The following is a 14571-nucleotide window of genomic DNA, read 5'->3' as shown; positions in this document are numbered from 1 at the left end:
AATATCACAGGCGCCCCAGCGCCTTGAGCTCGTGCAGTGCAGCAGCGTCCCGGGCTGAAACATCAGGGAATTCCGGATCGGACCCGACATCGTCAGTGATCCGCCAGGAGCGAGCGCACTTGTTGCCCTCGGCAAGCGCCGGAACAACAGCAACCGAGCTGACATCATCGATGCGGAAGGCGTCATCGGGACCAGCGCTGGTCTCGACCCGCACACCCGAAGTGATGCAGATCTCCGCAAAATCGCTGTCGCCAACCGCTTCAACCAGCGCCGGATCGGTGATGTAAACCACAGGTGCCGCTTCGAGCGATGAACCGATGCGTTTTTCGCGCCGCTCGATTTCGAGCGCGCCAGTGACAACGCGCCGCACGGTGCGGATCTTCTTCCACTTGGTGGCAAGCGCCTCATCACGCCAAGCGGCAGGAACTTCCGGGAACTGTTCAAGGTGAACCGATTCGGCATTCGGCTTGTTGGACAACCATGCCTCTTCCATCGTGAAGGGCAGCATCGGCGCCAGCCAAGTCACCAGGCAATCAAAGATGGTCCGGATCACCTGCAGCGAACCGCCCCGGCGTTGGCTCGACGGCGCATCGCAATAAAGCGCATCCTTGCGGATGTCGAAGTAGAACGCCGAAAGCTCGATGTTGGCAAAATCGGTAAGTGCTCGCGAGATCTTCTTGAAATCGAAGTTATCGTAGCCGTTACGCACCAGCTGATCGAGTTCCGACAGACGATGCAGCATCAGCCGTTCGAGCTCAGGCATGTCGGCGGGCGCAACCGGCTCCCCCGCGTCATGGGCGAGCGTGCCCAGCATCCAGCGGATGGTGTTTCGGAGCTTGCGGTAGGCATCGATGTTGGTCTTGATCACGGTCTTGCCAAGACGCTGATCTTCCCAATAGTCCGTGTTCATCACCCAGAGCCGGAGGATATCGGCGCCGGACTCCTTCATGACATCCTGCGGGAACACCTGGTTGCCCAGCGACTTCGACATCTTGCGGCCGTCCTCGGCCATTGTGAAACCATGGGTGATCACTGCGTCATAGGGCGCACGGCCACGGGTGGCGCAGCTTTCGAGCAGCGACGAATGGAACCAGCCGCGATGCTGATCCGAGCCTTCGAGATAGACATCGGCCGGCCATTTGAGATCAGGACGATCTTCCAGGGTGAAGACATGGGTACAGCCCGAATCGAACCAGACATCAAGAATATCGGTGACCTGGATCCATTTTGGATCGCTGGCCTTGTCGCCCAGGAAGCGCTCGCGCGCGCCTTCGGCGAACCAGGCATCGGCGCCTTCTGCCTCAAAAGCTTCAAGAATACGGGCGTTGACGGCCTCGTCCAACAGCACATTGCCATCGACATCGGCGAAGACGCAGATCGGCACGCCCCAGGCCCGCTGGCGCGACAGCACCCAGTCGGGCCGGTCCTCGATCATGCCGCGCAGGCGGTTTTGTCCGGCGGAGGGCACGAAACGTGTGTCTTCGATGCCCTTGAGCGCGCGCGACCGAAGCGTCGTGCCATCGCCAAAATCCTTGTCCATATAGACAAACCACTGCGGCGTGTTGCGGAAGATGATCGGCTTCTTCGAGCGCCAGGAATGCGGATAATCATGCTTCAGGCGTCCGCGGGAGAACAGGTTGCCGGCCTCGATCAATGCAGTGATCACGGCCTGGTTGGCGTCGCCCTTCTTGCCCTTGTCGTCGATCACGCGGGCTGGCCCGCCTTCGCGGTCAGGCCCTAGGCCGGGAACATCCTTGGTGTAATAGCCTGCATCATCGACGGTGAACGGGATCGCCGATGAGATGCCGCGAGCCTCGATGTCACGAGCCGCATCCATCCAGGCTTCAAAGTCCTCGCGACCGTGACCCGGTGCGGTGTGGACAAAACCTGTACCCGCATCATCGGTGACGTGGTCGCCCGCGATCAGCGGGACGGCGAAGTCGTAGCCGCCGCCAAGGCCCTTGAGCGGGTGGGCGCACGTTATCGCACCGAGTTCATCAGCCGAGACATCACGCAGACGCTTGAACTCTAGCTTTGCTTTGGTGGCGCAGTCTTCGGCAAGCGCATCAGCAAAGATCAGCTTTTCGCCGGGCTGCGGCCCGAAGTCGTTCTCCGCCGCAGTAACCTCATAAAGACCATAGCCGATGCGGGTCGAGAACGAGACAGCCCGGTTGCCGGGGATGGTCCAGGGTGTGGTGGTCCAGATGACGACGGAGGCCCCAAGCAACTCGCTCGTCTTTTGAGCGAGATTTATGCCTTCCTGTATGACCGCTTCACGGTTGGAGTCATCTACTCCGACCAATCCCTGGGTGTCGTGCCTTTTTGCAATAGGAAACTTCACCCAGATCGTGTCGCTCTCATAGGCCTGGTACTCGACCTCGGCTTCAGCCAGGGCAGTGCGCTCGACCACCGACCACATGATCGGTTTGGAGCCGCGGTAGAGCTGGCCGGATTTGGCAATCTTCAGCAATTCGCCGGCGATGCGGGCTTCAGAATGAAAATCCATGGTCTTGTAAGGCTTGTCGAAATCGCCCTCGATGCCGAGACGCTTGAACTCTTCCGACTGCACGTCGACCCAGTGCTGGGCATAGGCGCGGCATTCCTTTCGGAACTCCAGCATCGCCGCCGGTTCCTTGAGGTTTGGCTTTTCCTTGCCCTTGGAGCGGTAGTTCTCTTCCTCGATCTTCCACTCGATCGGCAGGCCGTGACAGTCCCAGCCAGGCACATAGTTGCTATCAAAGCCGCGCATCTGGAACGAGCGGGTGATCACGTCTTTCAGGATCTTGTTGAGCGCGTGGCCGATGTGGATGTTGCCGTTGGCGTAGGGCGGGCCGTCATGCAGCACATATTTGGGCCGTCCGGCGGAGGTGGAGCGCAGCTTGTCGTAAAGCCGCATTTCCTGCCAGCGCGCGACCAGTTCGGGCTCCTTCTGCGGCAGGCCTCCGCGCATCGGGAAATCGGTCTCGGGCAGATAGAGCGTCTTGGAATAATCGAGTGTTTCGTTGGTATCGGTCATGGTGTCGCAATCTTTTGGGCCGATGGCCCGTGGTGGACAGTGTATCGGAGAATTCGGAAGTGGGCGCGTTGTCACGCCAGAATGCCCGGTCTCCAGCGAGCTCAGCTCAGCGGGAAACCGGGACCATAATTCGTATCGGCGGAGAGCCTGTGATCGGGACAGCCTTGGTCATGGAACGGGTTCATACTGGTTTTTGTGGCGCGTGAAAAGAACATTGCGCCGAGTAAACCTGCGCGCCTGCCGTTCTTGCGGCTATGGCTTGAGCCGAGAATAGATCAAGTGGCGCATCAGGGCCGTTGCCGATTTCGGAAACAGCCTGCCGACAATCGCGATAAACCGGTTTGGCTTCCCGGGAATTGAGGTTCTCCGACCTGCACAGGCATCCGTAAGGATGAGGTCTGCAGCCTGATCCGGCTCCATGCGCTTGCTGGCATCGGCGCCTTCTGGCGCATGGCGCTCGGCGTGATCGGTCTTCAGCGGCCCCGGGAAGGCGACAGTCAGGGTGACGCCTCTGGATTTTGCATACTGGCGCATGCTTTTGGCATAGACCGCCAGGGCATCTTTCGAGGCCGCATAGCTGGCCGCTCCCGGGTAGCCGGTAAAATGTGAAAGCGATGAGACAAATACCACCGCCCCGCCGGTCCTGATCGCCTTGGCTTCAAGCAAACGTGCAGCGATGACCATTGGCGCTTCGGCATTGACGCGCATAATATCGATATGGGTCTGTGCTTCCTGAGCCTCAAATTTTCCCGTGGCATTAATGCCGGCATTCAAGAACACCAGATCATAAGGGCCGGCTGCGATCAGTTTGGGTATGACATTATCAAGCTGGGTGCGGCTTGCCAGATCGCAGTGAACGAAGTCAACCGCCGCCTTTTCAGACCATGGACGATCCTGATCCAGAACGACAACATCGAACTCTCTTGCCTGCAGCCAGCTGACCGCTGCCGCTCCAAGACCGGCACTGCCGCCGGTCACGAGGGCACACATCGGGTCTCGGGTCACAGCCGCCTCCCGGTATAGGCACCGCCATTAAGATAGCGGACCCAGGACAGAGTGACCGGCGAACGCCGCGCGGCAATCGCCGACGCCAGCATTGACGCCACATCGTCAGGCGCCAGAAACAATGAACGCATGCGGCCGGGGTCATATCCGGCCTTGTCATGGATATCGGTTTTCGCCGGACCGGGATGCAGCACCTGCACCGAGACCTGCCCGTTCCATTCGGAGCGGAGCGCGCGGGCAAATCCGTGCAAGCCGGCCTTTGACGCTGCGTAGGCGGGAATGGTGGCCGAGCCCTTGTGCACCACGGATCCGATCAAGGTCAGCGTTCCTCTGGATTTTCTGAGCAGCGGGAACAGGGCTTGCGCCTGCATGATGGCGGCCAGCAAATTGACATCGAGCGTTTCGCGAATTGCATCGGTGCTGTCGACGCCATCAACTGCTGCAATCCCGATGCCCGCATTGAGCACCGCGTTGTCAAGACCGTCCCAGCCAAAGTCGCGGATACCCCTAACGAGCGCCAGCGCTGAGTTTTCCGGCTCGCTCTGATCGGCGACAACATAGCCAGCACCGGCAGGCAAGGTGCCCGCAACCTCGTTTTGAGATTTGCGGCCAGACAGCAGAAGTGTGTGACGGCGTGCCAGTTTCTTTGCGAGCGCCAAACCCAGACCGGCGTTTCCGCCAGTTATAAGGATGCGGCGCTGCTTGGCGCCGATCATCCCGCAGCCCCGAATGTTATTTTGGAATCCAGCGGCGACAGCGGTTGCAACGAGCCAAGCACGGCGCGCGCCTCGGCCTCATCTATCTTCATCTGGGCAACCAATTCATCGAGGCCATCAAATTTCTCCTCGCCGCGAAGTCGTGACACAAATGTAACCGTACACGTCTCTCCGTAAAGATCACCGGCAAAATCGAAAAGGAAGGTTTCAAGCAGCAACGCCGCGCCATCTTCAGCCACCGTCGGCCGGCGGCCAAAACTGGCCACGCCATCGTATAGCGAACCGTCGGCGCGGCGGAAACGCACCGCATAGATTCCCGGTTTCAGGCCTGTTTCAGGTGGCAGCGCCATGTTGGCCGTCGGGTAACCCAGCGTGCGTCCGAGCTTCTGGCCGTGCAGCACCTCTGCCGAGACCACGTAGCGATAGCCAAGCAATCCGTTTGCCTCTGCAACGTCGCCATTTGCCAGTGCCTCACGGATGCGGCTCGAAGATACGACTTCGGCGCTTTCATCCTGATATTCCTCAACAAGCGTAACACCGAAACCATGCCTTACACCGGCCTTCATGAGGTAATCAGGATTGCCTTCGCGTCCCTTGCCAAAGTGAAAATCGTAGCCGGTGACCACATGATGGACGCCAAGCCGTCCACACAGGGTTCCGGTCACGAAATCTTCGGCGCTCTGAGACGAGAATGTCTTGTCAAAGGGTTGCTCGACGATTGCGTCAAACCCGAGCTGGCCCAAAATCATCGCCTTCATCGGGGCCGGCGTCAGGCGAAATACGGGTTGGTCGGGGCGGAAAACAGTACGCGGGTGTGGCTCAAAACTCAGCACGATGGAGGACACGCCGACAGCCTGAGAAATTTCAGTGGCGCGCGCCAATACAGCCTGGTGACCGCGGTGAACGCCGTCAAAATTGCCGATCGCCACAACACCGCCCTTCAGTTCGTCTTCGAACGTCCCGACATCGTGAAATCGCCGCGCCATTTCTGTCCTTATCCCACGTTTGTCAGGCAAGCCATTCCATCCAGTAAGCCGGAGCTACACCCTCTTCACTCAGGAAGGCCTCCAGCCTCGCCCCATCAGTCGATCGACCGTTGAGATAGTGGCTGGCGTGTATTCCACGCGCAATAAAAAGGGCTTCAATCCCGTTATCCAGGGCGCCTCGAATATCGGTGTGCACGCCATCGCCGATCGCCAGCGTGCGCGCCTGATCAGCGCTGCCCCGGATGGCGCGGGCGCGCGCCATTGCCTCACGATAGATTGGCGCATGCGGTTTGCCCGCAATCCGCGTTTCCCCGCCGAGTTCGACATAAAGGTCAGCCAGGGCTCCCGCGCAAGGCACCAGGCGATCGCCGCGTTCAACCATACGGTCAGGATTGGCGCATATGAAAGGCAGCCCGCGGGCACGGAACCCTTCAAGCAGACTGCGATAGTCCTCTTCAGACTCGACTTCATCATCAAAAAGGCCGGTGCAAAGAATTGCAGCAGCCGCATCCGGATCAACCAGATCCACATCAAGACCATCAACCAGCGAAAGATCGCGATCTGGACCGAGGAAGTAGAGTGCGCGCGGCGCTTCTTTCACCAGTTGCCGGGTGACATCGCCAGATGTGACAATATCGTCCCAGCAGTCCGGATCGACGCCGATGGTTTCAAACTGGCGGATCACACCGTCGGCCGGCCGTGGCGAATTGGTGATCAGAACCACCGTCTGGCCACGTTGGCGGGCCGCCTTCAACGCTTCGACAGATAACGGAAAGGGGTTGACGCCATTATGGATGACACCCCATACGTCGCACAACAAGACGTCGGCGCTGTCGGTCAGCTGATCAAGATCGGTAATCCTGCGGGCCATGGGCGAACGGTTCCTTTCGGCACAACGATGTCGCCCAGCTTGCCCCTGATTACAAGTCCCTGCCGGAAAAATGGCGAGCGGGCGCAAAAACATCCGGCTTGAATGTTCCCCAATATATTGACTCTTGGCCCAGCCACCCCTATCTCGGCGTCGTTAGCACTCGACAGAGGTGAGTGCTAACTTCAACTCCATGGGGCCCATTCGGGGCCTCAGCCGCTTCTGTCATTCGATCAAGGAATTTAGACAATGGCAAAAACCAAGTTCCGTCCGCTCCACGACCGCGTTGTCGTTCGTCGTGTTGAGTCCGAAGAAAAAACAAAAGGCGGGATCATCATTCCGGATACCGCCAAGGAAAAGCCGCAGGAAGGCGAAATCATCGCTATCGGCTCCGGCATTCGCGACGAATCCGGCAAGCTCGTGCCGCTCGACGTCAAGGCTGGCGACCGCGTGCTGTTCGGCAAATGGTCCGGCACCGAAATCAAGCTTGATGGCGAAGACCTTCTGATCATGAAGGAAAGCGACATCATGGGCGTCCTCGGCTAAGCCGAACAGTTGCTCAACAAATCCAATCTGCCTCAACACGATGGGCCTCAGGCCCGGGAGTTAAGTTAAATGGCTGCTAAAGAAGTAAAATTCGGTCGTACTGCCCGCGAGAAAATGCTCCGCGGCGTCGACATCCTCGCCGATGCGGTGAAGGTAACACTCGGCCCGAAAGGCCGTAACGTCATCATCGACAAGTCCTTCGGCGCTCCGCGCATCACCAAGGACGGCGTGACCGTTGCCAAGGAAATCGAACTGGAAGACAAGTTCGAGAACATGGGCGCGCAGATGGTCCGCGAAGTCGCTTCGAAGACCAATGACATTGCCGGTGACGGCACCACAACAGCAACCGTGCTGGCCCAGGCGATCGTTCGCGAAGGCGGCAAGGCTGTTGCTGCCGGCATGAACCCCATGGACCTCAAGCGCGGCATCGACATGGCTGTGACTGAAGTCATCGCTGACCTTCAGAAGAAGGCCAAGAAGATCAAGACCTCGGCTGAAGTCGAACAGGTCGGCACGATCTCGGCAAACGGCGAAAGCCAGATCGGCAAGGACATTGCCGAAGCCATGCAGAAGGTCGGCAACGAGGGTGTCATCACCGTCGAAGAAGCCAAGACCGCTGAAAGCGAACTTGAAGTCGTTGAAGGCATGCAGTTTGACCGCGGCTACCTGTCGCCTTACTTCGTGACCAACCCAGACAAGATGGTTGCCGAACTCGACGACGTCTACATCCTTCTTCATGAGAAGAAGCTTTCGAACCTTCAGGCCATGCTGCCTGTGCTCGAAGCCGTGGTGCAGACCTCCAAGCCGCTGCTCATCATCTCGGAAGACGTTGAAGGCGAAGCTCTTGCAACGCTCGTGGTCAACAAGCTGCGTGGCGGCCTGAAGATCGCTGCCGTCAAGGCTCCTGGCTTCGGCGATCGCCGCAAGGCAATGCTCGAAGACATCGCCATCCTGACCGGCGGCCAGGTGATTTCCGAAGATATCGGCATCAAGCTGGAAAACGTGACCCTCGAAATGCTGGGCCGCGCCAAGAAGGTTTCGATCACCAAGGAAACCACCACCATCGTTGATGGCGCTGGCAAGAAGAAGGAAATCGAAGGCCGGATCACACAGATCAAGGCTCAGATTGAAGAAACTTCTTCCGATTACGATCGTGAAAAGCTGCAGGAACGCCTTGCCAAGCTCGCTGGTGGCGTTGCCATCATCCGCGTCGGCGGTGCAACTGAAACGGAAGTCAAGGAACGCAAGGACCGCGTCGACGACGCTCTCAACGCGACCCGCGCTGCCGTTCAGGAAGGCATCGTTGCAGGCGGCGGTACTGCACTGCTTCGCTCTTCCGTGAAGATCAGCGTCAAGGGTGCAAATCAGGACCAGGAAGCCGGCATCAACATCGTTCGCCGTGCACTTCAGTCACTGGTTCGCCAGATCGCAACCAACGCAGGCGACGAAGCTTCGATCGTTGTTGGCAAGATCCTCGAAAAGAACCAGGAAAACTGGGGCTACAATGCCCAGACTTCCGAATATGGCGACATGATTGCCATGGGTATCGTTGATCCGGTCAAGGTTGTTCGCACGGCTCTGCAGAACGCAGCTTCGGTTGCTTCGCTGCTGATAACCACCGAAGCCATGATCGCCGAAATCCCGAAGAAGGATAACGGCGGCGGCGGCGGCATGCCTGACATGGGCGGAATGGGTGGAATGGGCGGCATGATGTAATAAGGCATCCGCCTTATTACATGCCGGTTCACACATTCAACGTGACCAAAGAAAAGGGCGGTTTTCGAACCGCCCTTTTTGCTGCTCGGGGTGGCCCTAATTAGTCCCCTTGAACTTTGGGAGTTGACCTAGTTGCGAATTAGGTCACTCGTAGCCACTAGTGCGAGATTTTGATTTCACTGAAAATAAACGAAAAAACTGGCCAAAAGAGGCATAACGCTTTATTGACAAAATGCTTTACCTTAAACTTTCATCAACCATATTCGTTGACGAAGTCTGATTAGCGGGTACTTGCGCTGCCAAAACGCGACAAGACCAAAATACGATTTGCACGAAAAAAGGACAGTGCATGTTGTTTAAGCCGGACATTCAGGGCTTAGAGACATGCTGGAATTCATCAGGCACTGCCGAGGTTAACATTGTTCAAAATTGCTAGGGCAGACAATATTGCAGGAATTGGCGCTCAGTCGCAGGGCTTTGCCATGCCTGATCTCGACGTGATATCTCAATATTGCCTTGTCGAGGCATTTGAGGCCAATCTCGCGACGGGTGCTTTCAAGCTGGGGCCGTCGGCAAGAGACCATCACCAGCTGCCTGACCAAGGCGAATTCGGGCTTTACAATCTGGTCAAGTGTTATGACGAAGAGTACCGCAATCATGTGCTGGAGCTCTATGAGCTGGCGGCTATGCGGCCTTCTTCATTTTGCTTCTCGGCCACGATCGTTCATGAGGATGGTAGCCAGCTGCCGGTAATGTGCATCGGGGAATCGTCAAATTTTTCAGATGATGGCGAAGGCGCTATCAACGGCGTATTCGTTTTTCCAAAATTCAAACTGCTCGACAAGACACCTTTGAACACACAGTGACTATTGTTGGGTTTTTGTGAACAATTCGTTCATGAACGTTCACCTTTCCGCGGCGCACAATTACAGATAGATGTCTCTCCAGTTTAGAAAACAGGAGACCACCTATGTCCAACAATATTCAGCTTCTCGTCGGCCGCGTGCTCATGAGCGTCATCTTCCTCATGTCCGGCTTCGGTAAGCTGGGAGCAGTCGAAGGCACTGCCGGTTATATGGCCAGCATGGGCGTTCCCGCCCCCGGCCTCACTGTCTGGCTGGTAATCGCGCTTGAAATCCTCGGCGGCATTGCCATTCTCGTCGGCTTCTTCACCCGCTATGCAGCATGGGCGCTGGCAGCATTCTGTGTCGCGTCGGGTTATCTCGGCCACTATCAGCCTGATGACCAGATGCAGATGATAAGCTTCATGAAGAACCTTGCCATGGCAGGCGGTTTCCTGGCACTGGCAGCTGCCGGCGCAGGCAGCTTCTCGGTGGACGCACGTCGCAACTAATCGCACTACCGCTTCAACGCATAAAGAAGACCCTACCCGGCGCTGCATGCGCCGGGTTTTTCTTTGCCCTTAATGCAAACCCGACCGAGAGCGGTCAGTTCAAGCAGTCAGCCCTTGCGGGGCGCGGCTGACGAGTTTGGTGATGACCCAGATCGACACGATCGTGAACGCCACGATCGCTGCCAGCTCCACACTGCGTGATGAGAAATACCCCTCGCCGCCAAGCGCCATCATCAACGGGCCGATGGTCACGCCGGTTGCAAGGAGGACAGCCAGCATGGCGGGCATGATTTCACCGCGCAAGATCGGAGCGGCTGGATTCACGGCTGCAATCCGGGCCAGTATGGCAAGCAGAAGCATTGATGAGAGGAACACGATCGAACCGATGGTGAATTCCATGATAAACCCCACAATCCAAAATCATCCCGGTGCCTGGGACGAGGCTGAACCGGTGGAGAAGCGGCTTTGTGGTTGGCGGAGCCGTTCGCCTCTAACCGTTGCCATCAAAGGCCGCAGAGATGCGAAGGACGCGTTCAGGCCGGGTCTTTCCCGGGTGTGAGCACATTGCCTCAACCCTGCAGGAACACAAGCCCCCCTGAGGGCCGGTGAAAAATATTTTATGAAACTGGAACCGGGAGGGTGATCCGAAAGAGCGCGACCCGCGTAAACCTGAATAAGTCGCAGGCAAAGTTCCCCCCGATCTGACATCCTGCGACTGACTTGGCTGACAGGGCTCCCGATCCCCTGTCGCCGTGGCCGCCTCCTCGTGAGGCGGCCTTTTCTTTTTCAGACTATGCAAAAGATCCCAGGCGTTCAGCTCGCGGAGCGAACCGCCTCAATGAGGGCCGAGACGCGCGGATCAGATTGGTGCTCGGCTTTGCGAGAGCGCACCAGGCACGCTTCCGACCTCAGGATCACGCCATCTGACAAGATACGCAGATGATTGGCGGTCAGTGTCGAGCCGGTGGAGGTGATGTCAACGATGATGTCGGCAGCGCCTGAAGCCGGTGCACCTTCGGTGGCGCCCAGACTTTCCACGATGCGGTAGAGCTGGATACCGTGGCGAGTGGAAAAGAAATTCTGGGTCAGCCGCCAGTATTTGGTCGCAATGGTCAGCCGTCGGCCATGGCGGGTCCGGAAATCAGCCGCCACATCACCAAGATCGGCCATGCTGTCGACATCCTTCCAGATGTCCGGCACGGCCACGACCACATCGGCATTGCCGAAACCGAGCCTTGCCGTGATTTCCACCCGCTCATCGGCGCGTACCAGGCTTTCACGGACCAGATCCTCGCCGGTGACACCGAAATCCATCGCTCCGGTGCCCAGTTCCCGTGCGATCTCGGAAGCAGAAAGGAACGCCACCTCGACGTCCTCAATGCCTTCGATACGGCCGCGATAGCTGCGATCATTGCCGATGGCCGAAACAGTCAGCCCGGCACGGGCGAAAACGGCGATGGCGTCGTCTTTCATGCGGCCCTTGGATGGCAGCGCAACAGTCAATGTCATCGGCCTGCCCTCACGGTTTCGATCCGGTCCAGCCACAGCGAGAACCCGACGGCGGGGATCGGCTCGTTTGCGCCGAGCAAGGTCATCATCCGGTCATAGCGGCCACCGCCGGCGAGAACCAGATTGTGATCGCTTGCGGAAATCTCGAAGACGAGGCCCGTATAGTAATCGAGTGGACGGCCAAAGGCGGCACGCCAGCGAATGACAGACAGATCCTCGCCGCGCTCGGCCAGGGCATTAAGCCGGGCTTCGAAAGCCTGCTGCGCGACACTGATATCAAGACCGGCATCCCGGGCAAAATCAGCCAGCTTGGAGGCCGCACGATCAAGGGGCACATCAAGCGCGAGAAACGCTTTCAGCGCCTCGAGCGATCCGGCAGACAGCCGGGTTGCGTCGAGCGCCTGCTTGTCAATCAACCGTGCGGCAATTTCGGCGGGCGACCGGCTGGCATTTGTCGAATAGCCGGTGGCTTGCATGACGTCCTCAATATGGGCCTCAAGCCCATCAACATCACCATTGGCAAGAAAGCCTGCGACGGAGGGATCGGGCTGAGTGGCGCTATCCGGATTGGCCAGGCGGGCAATCATCGCGATGAGCGCCTGCTCGTTGCCGAAGGCGTGGATGAGCCGCTTTTGCCAGCCTGCGGGCAGACCAAGGCCTGCGACAACGGCCTCGAACACCGCCTGGTCGCCAAGGATGATCGACAGGCTTGCAGCGGGCGCGAACTCTGCGATCAGTGCGCGGGCTTCCGACAGAGCCCGAGCATCGGCGCCAGCTTCATCGGGTTCGCCGAGATCCTCGACGCCAGCCTGGAAAAACTCGTTGCCGCCCTCGCGGCGCTGGCGGAACACCTGACCCAGATAGGAGTAGCGGCGCGGCGTGGCGACGTTCTCGGCAATGTGGGCGCTGCACACCGGAATGGTGAATTCCGGCCTGAGGCAAAGGCTCTCGCCGGTCTCGCTTTCAGTGAGGAAGATACGGCGACGCAGATCCTCCCCGGCCATGTCCAGAAACGGCTCGGCCGGCTGAATCACCGGGATGTCGACACGCGGTGCATTCAACGCATCAAGCGAACGGGCGAGATCGCCGGCAAAGCCTGGAAGTCCGACTTGAAGCATGATGGTCTCTCAGCCCTGCCGGTCGTCAGCGCCGACGGCGGCGTCAATTGCAGCATCAGAAGCCTGTTCGGCCAGGATCCGTTTGACGGTGACAACGAGATCGCCCTCATCGACCAGGTGTTCGCCGGCCTTGGCTTCACGCCATTCGGCGTTGTCAGTGATGGTTTCGGCGATGCGCTTGCCCTCGATCAGATCCTTGACGATGAGCTTGCCCTCTTGCTTCTCATTGCCGCCCTGGATGATGGCGATGGGTGAACCGCGGCGGTCGGCATAGCGCAGCTGCTTGGGGAAATCCTTGGGATTTCCCTGGAACAGCTCGACCGGAATGGTCGGGCCGAGCGGCTGGTTGTTTTCATCGAGCGGGTTGAGCGCAACGCGCAGTTCCTGCGCCATTTTGGCGTAATCACCGATGCGATCGCGGTCCATGATGGTAATGAGGATCGGGCCGTTGGCCACATCGCCCGAGAGCTTGCCGAGGTTCTTGAGCGCCGTCATCAGGCGCGACACACCGATGGAAAATCCGGTGGCGGGCACAGGCTGGCCCATGAAGCGCGACACGAGGCCATCATAGCGACCGCCGCCGCCGACTGAGCCGAACTGGACCTTCTGGCCCTTCTCGTTGGTGACGTCGAAGAGGAGTTCAGCTTCAAAGACCGGGCCGGTGTAATATTCGAGGCCGCGGACGACGGAGGTGTCGATCTTGATGCGGTCTTGACCGTAGCCGGCAGCAGTAGTGAGTGCGTCTATCGCGCGGAGTTCTTCAAAACCTTCGCTGCATACATCAGATTTCGATGCGAAATAGCTGAGCACATCATTAGCGAAATCACTAACTTCTCTGTCGCTCTTGTTAGGCTTCTTGTAGGCAAATAGCTCCGCTCCCGCTTGTTCTACCGCCTGCATCGTTAAGAATTTAATGAGGCGATCTGACTGCTCTTCGTTTAACCCGGCGCCTGGCGTGAAGTCACCCTCGCCTTCGCTGCCTCCATCCCACCGACCTTTTCCTAATCGCTCTAGCACCCCCTTAGTACCAAATTTGTCAAGCGTATCGATGGCGCGCAGCACTGCAAGCTTCTGGGAAGCCTCAGTGACGCCGATGGCTTCCATGACACCATCCAGCACCTTGCGGTTGTTCACCCGGATCACATAGTCGCCGCGCTCAATGCCCAGCGCTTCCATGGTGTCGGCCATCATCATGCACATTTCAGCATCGGCCTGGACGCCCGGCGCGCCGACGATGTCGGCGTCGAATTGCATGAACTGGCGGAAACGGCCGGGACCGGGTTTTTCATTGCGGAACACCCAGCCGGCGCGATAGGTGCGGTAGGGCAGCTGGATGTCGTTGAAGTTCTCCGCCACGTGACGCGCAAGCGGCGCAGTCAGGTCATAGCGCAGCGAGAGCCACTGATCGTCATCATCCTGAAATGAGAACACGCCCTCGTTGGGCCGGTCCTGGTCTGGCAGGAACTTGCCCAGCGCATCGGTGTATTCGACAAAGGGCGTTTCCACCGGCTCAAAGCCAAAGCGCTCATAGACCAGCTTGATCTTGGCCATCATCTGATCGGTCGCGCGGATATCGGACGACGAGCGGTCGGGAAAACCGCGCGCCAGACGGGCCTTGAGTTTCTGGGGCTTCTTTTGCTTCTTGTCGGACATGAAAAAGGGCCTGCGAAAAGAGAAACGTTTGTTGCGCTTCTCCTAACCGACAGGCCCTTTTGCTGCAAGGCTTGGGTGGGGCAA

At 58.4% G+C, this 14571-nt stretch carries 13 protein-coding genes; 4 read left to right on the top strand and 9 right to left on the bottom strand.

Going from position 1 to position 14571, the window contains the following annotated elements; genetic code table 11:
* Positions 1–4: 4 nt before the first annotated feature.
* The 5 genes from ileS to WNZ14_RS09645 all read right to left on the bottom strand — a co-directional run bounded on the left by ileS (position 5) and on the right by WNZ14_RS09645 (position 6594).
* Complete coding sequence (ileS, locus tag WNZ14_RS09665) at positions 5–3016, bottom strand: isoleucine--tRNA ligase (RefSeq protein WP_342868350.1); 3012 nt, start codon at positions 3014–3016, stop codon at positions 5–7.
* Positions 3017–3268: 252 nt separating this feature from the next.
* Positions 3269–4021 carry an SDR family NAD(P)-dependent oxidoreductase gene (locus WNZ14_RS09660; protein ID WP_342868349.1) on the bottom strand — a complete coding sequence of 251 codons (753 nt, stop codon included), beginning with the start codon at positions 4019–4021 and terminating at the stop codon, positions 3269–3271.
* Positions 4018–4737: an SDR family oxidoreductase gene (locus WNZ14_RS09655; RefSeq protein ID WP_342868348.1), complete on the bottom strand. Its 720-nt coding sequence runs from the start codon at positions 4735–4737 to the stop codon at positions 4018–4020. The genes WNZ14_RS09660 and WNZ14_RS09655 overlap by 4 nt, the downstream gene beginning before the upstream one ends.
* A complete protein-coding gene (locus WNZ14_RS09650; RefSeq protein WP_342868347.1) occupies positions 4734–5723 on the bottom strand; it encodes a bifunctional riboflavin kinase/FAD synthetase in 990 nt (329 codons plus the stop codon). The genes WNZ14_RS09655 and WNZ14_RS09650 overlap by 4 nt, the downstream gene beginning before the upstream one ends.
* Before the next feature lie 22 nt (positions 5724–5745).
* Positions 5746–6594, bottom strand: a complete 849-nt coding sequence (locus WNZ14_RS09645) for a TIGR01459 family HAD-type hydrolase (RefSeq protein WP_342868346.1) — start codon at positions 6592–6594, stop codon at positions 5746–5748.
* Between the two features lie 246 nt (positions 6595–6840).
* Here WNZ14_RS09645 and groES point away from each other — a divergent pair, with 246 nt between their 5' ends.
* The 4 genes from groES to WNZ14_RS09625 all read left to right on the top strand — a co-directional run bounded on the left by groES (position 6841) and on the right by WNZ14_RS09625 (position 10207).
* On the top strand, positions 6841–7137 hold the full coding sequence (groES, locus tag WNZ14_RS09640) for a co-chaperone GroES (RefSeq protein ID WP_035528712.1): 297 nt from the start codon (positions 6841–6843) through the stop codon (positions 7135–7137).
* A gap of 69 nt (positions 7138–7206) precedes the next feature.
* Positions 7207–8853, top strand: coding sequence for a chaperonin GroEL (gene groL, locus WNZ14_RS09635; protein WP_342868345.1), 1647 nt, complete (start codon positions 7207–7209; stop codon positions 8851–8853).
* Between the two features lie 482 nt (positions 8854–9335).
* Positions 9336–9719, top strand: coding sequence for a hypothetical protein (locus WNZ14_RS09630; protein ID WP_342868344.1), 384 nt, complete (start codon positions 9336–9338; stop codon positions 9717–9719).
* A 104-nt stretch (positions 9720–9823) separates the two neighbouring features.
* A complete protein-coding gene (locus WNZ14_RS09625; RefSeq protein ID WP_342868343.1) occupies positions 9824–10207 on the top strand; it encodes a DoxX family protein in 384 nt (127 codons plus the stop codon).
* A 99-nt stretch (positions 10208–10306) separates the two neighbouring features.
* Here WNZ14_RS09625 and WNZ14_RS09620 read toward each other — a convergent pair whose 3' ends face one another.
* From WNZ14_RS09620 to hisS, 4 genes are all read right to left on the bottom strand, one after another.
* On the bottom strand, positions 10307–10606 hold the full coding sequence (locus WNZ14_RS09620) for a hypothetical protein (protein WP_342868342.1): 300 nt from the start codon (positions 10604–10606) through the stop codon (positions 10307–10309).
* 414 nt (positions 10607–11020) lie between these two features.
* Complete coding sequence (gene hisG / locus WNZ14_RS09615; protein ID WP_342868341.1) at positions 11021–11716, bottom strand: ATP phosphoribosyltransferase; 696 nt, start codon at positions 11714–11716, stop codon at positions 11021–11023.
* Positions 11713–12834: an ATP phosphoribosyltransferase regulatory subunit gene (locus WNZ14_RS09610; RefSeq protein ID WP_342868340.1), complete on the bottom strand. Its 1122-nt coding sequence runs from the start codon at positions 12832–12834 to the stop codon at positions 11713–11715. Before WNZ14_RS09610 ends, hisG begins: the two co-directional genes overlap by 4 nt.
* 9 nt (positions 12835–12843) lie before the next feature.
* On the bottom strand, positions 12844–14487 hold the full coding sequence (gene hisS / locus WNZ14_RS09605; protein WP_342868339.1) for a histidine--tRNA ligase: 1644 nt from the start codon (positions 14485–14487) through the stop codon (positions 12844–12846).
* Between the last annotated feature and the right edge of the window lie 84 nt (positions 14488–14571).

This window comes from Hoeflea sp. AS60 (assembly GCF_038900115.1).
In the GTDB taxonomy this organism is placed as follows: domain Bacteria; phylum Pseudomonadota; class Alphaproteobacteria; order Rhizobiales; family Rhizobiaceae; genus Hoeflea.
The sequence above is the reverse complement of the archived record's forward strand: the minus strand, read 5'-3'. Positions and strand labels throughout refer to the sequence as shown.

What these genes read in the sequence shown, in the direction of transcription:
- WNZ14_RS09655 (WP_342868348.1), bottom strand. Translation starts at nt 4,737, where the DNA reads ATGATCGGCGCCAAGCAGCGCCGCATCCTTATAACTGGCGGAAACGCC.
- groL (WP_342868345.1), top strand. Translation starts at nt 7,207, where the DNA reads ATGGCTGCTAAAGAAGTAAAATTCGGTCGTACTGCCCGCGAGAAAATG.
- hisG (WP_342868341.1), bottom strand. Translation starts at nt 11,716, where the DNA reads ATGACATTGACTGTTGCGCTGCCATCCAAGGGCCGCATGAAAGACGAC.
- ileS (WP_342868350.1), bottom strand. Translation starts at nt 3,016, where the DNA reads ATGACCGATACCAACGAAACACTCGATTATTCCAAGACGCTCTATCTG.
- WNZ14_RS09625 (WP_342868343.1), top strand. Translation starts at nt 9,824, where the DNA reads ATGTCCAACAATATTCAGCTTCTCGTCGGCCGCGTGCTCATGAGCGTC.
- WNZ14_RS09620 (WP_342868342.1), bottom strand. Translation starts at nt 10,606, where the DNA reads ATGGAATTCACCATCGGTTCGATCGTGTTCCTCTCATCAATGCTTCTG.
- groES (WP_035528712.1), top strand. Translation starts at nt 6,841, where the DNA reads ATGGCAAAAACCAAGTTCCGTCCGCTCCACGACCGCGTTGTCGTTCGT.
- WNZ14_RS09650 (WP_342868347.1), bottom strand. Translation starts at nt 5,723, where the DNA reads ATGGCGCGGCGATTTCACGATGTCGGGACGTTCGAAGACGAACTGAAG.
- WNZ14_RS09645 (WP_342868346.1), bottom strand. Translation starts at nt 6,594, where the DNA reads ATGGCCCGCAGGATTACCGATCTTGATCAGCTGACCGACAGCGCCGAC.
- hisS (WP_342868339.1), bottom strand. Translation starts at nt 14,487, where the DNA reads ATGTCCGACAAGAAGCAAAAGAAGCCCCAGAAACTCAAGGCCCGTCTG.
- WNZ14_RS09610 (WP_342868340.1), bottom strand. Translation starts at nt 12,834, where the DNA reads ATGCTTCAAGTCGGACTTCCAGGCTTTGCCGGCGATCTCGCCCGTTCG.
- WNZ14_RS09630 (WP_342868344.1), top strand. Translation starts at nt 9,336, where the DNA reads ATGCCTGATCTCGACGTGATATCTCAATATTGCCTTGTCGAGGCATTT.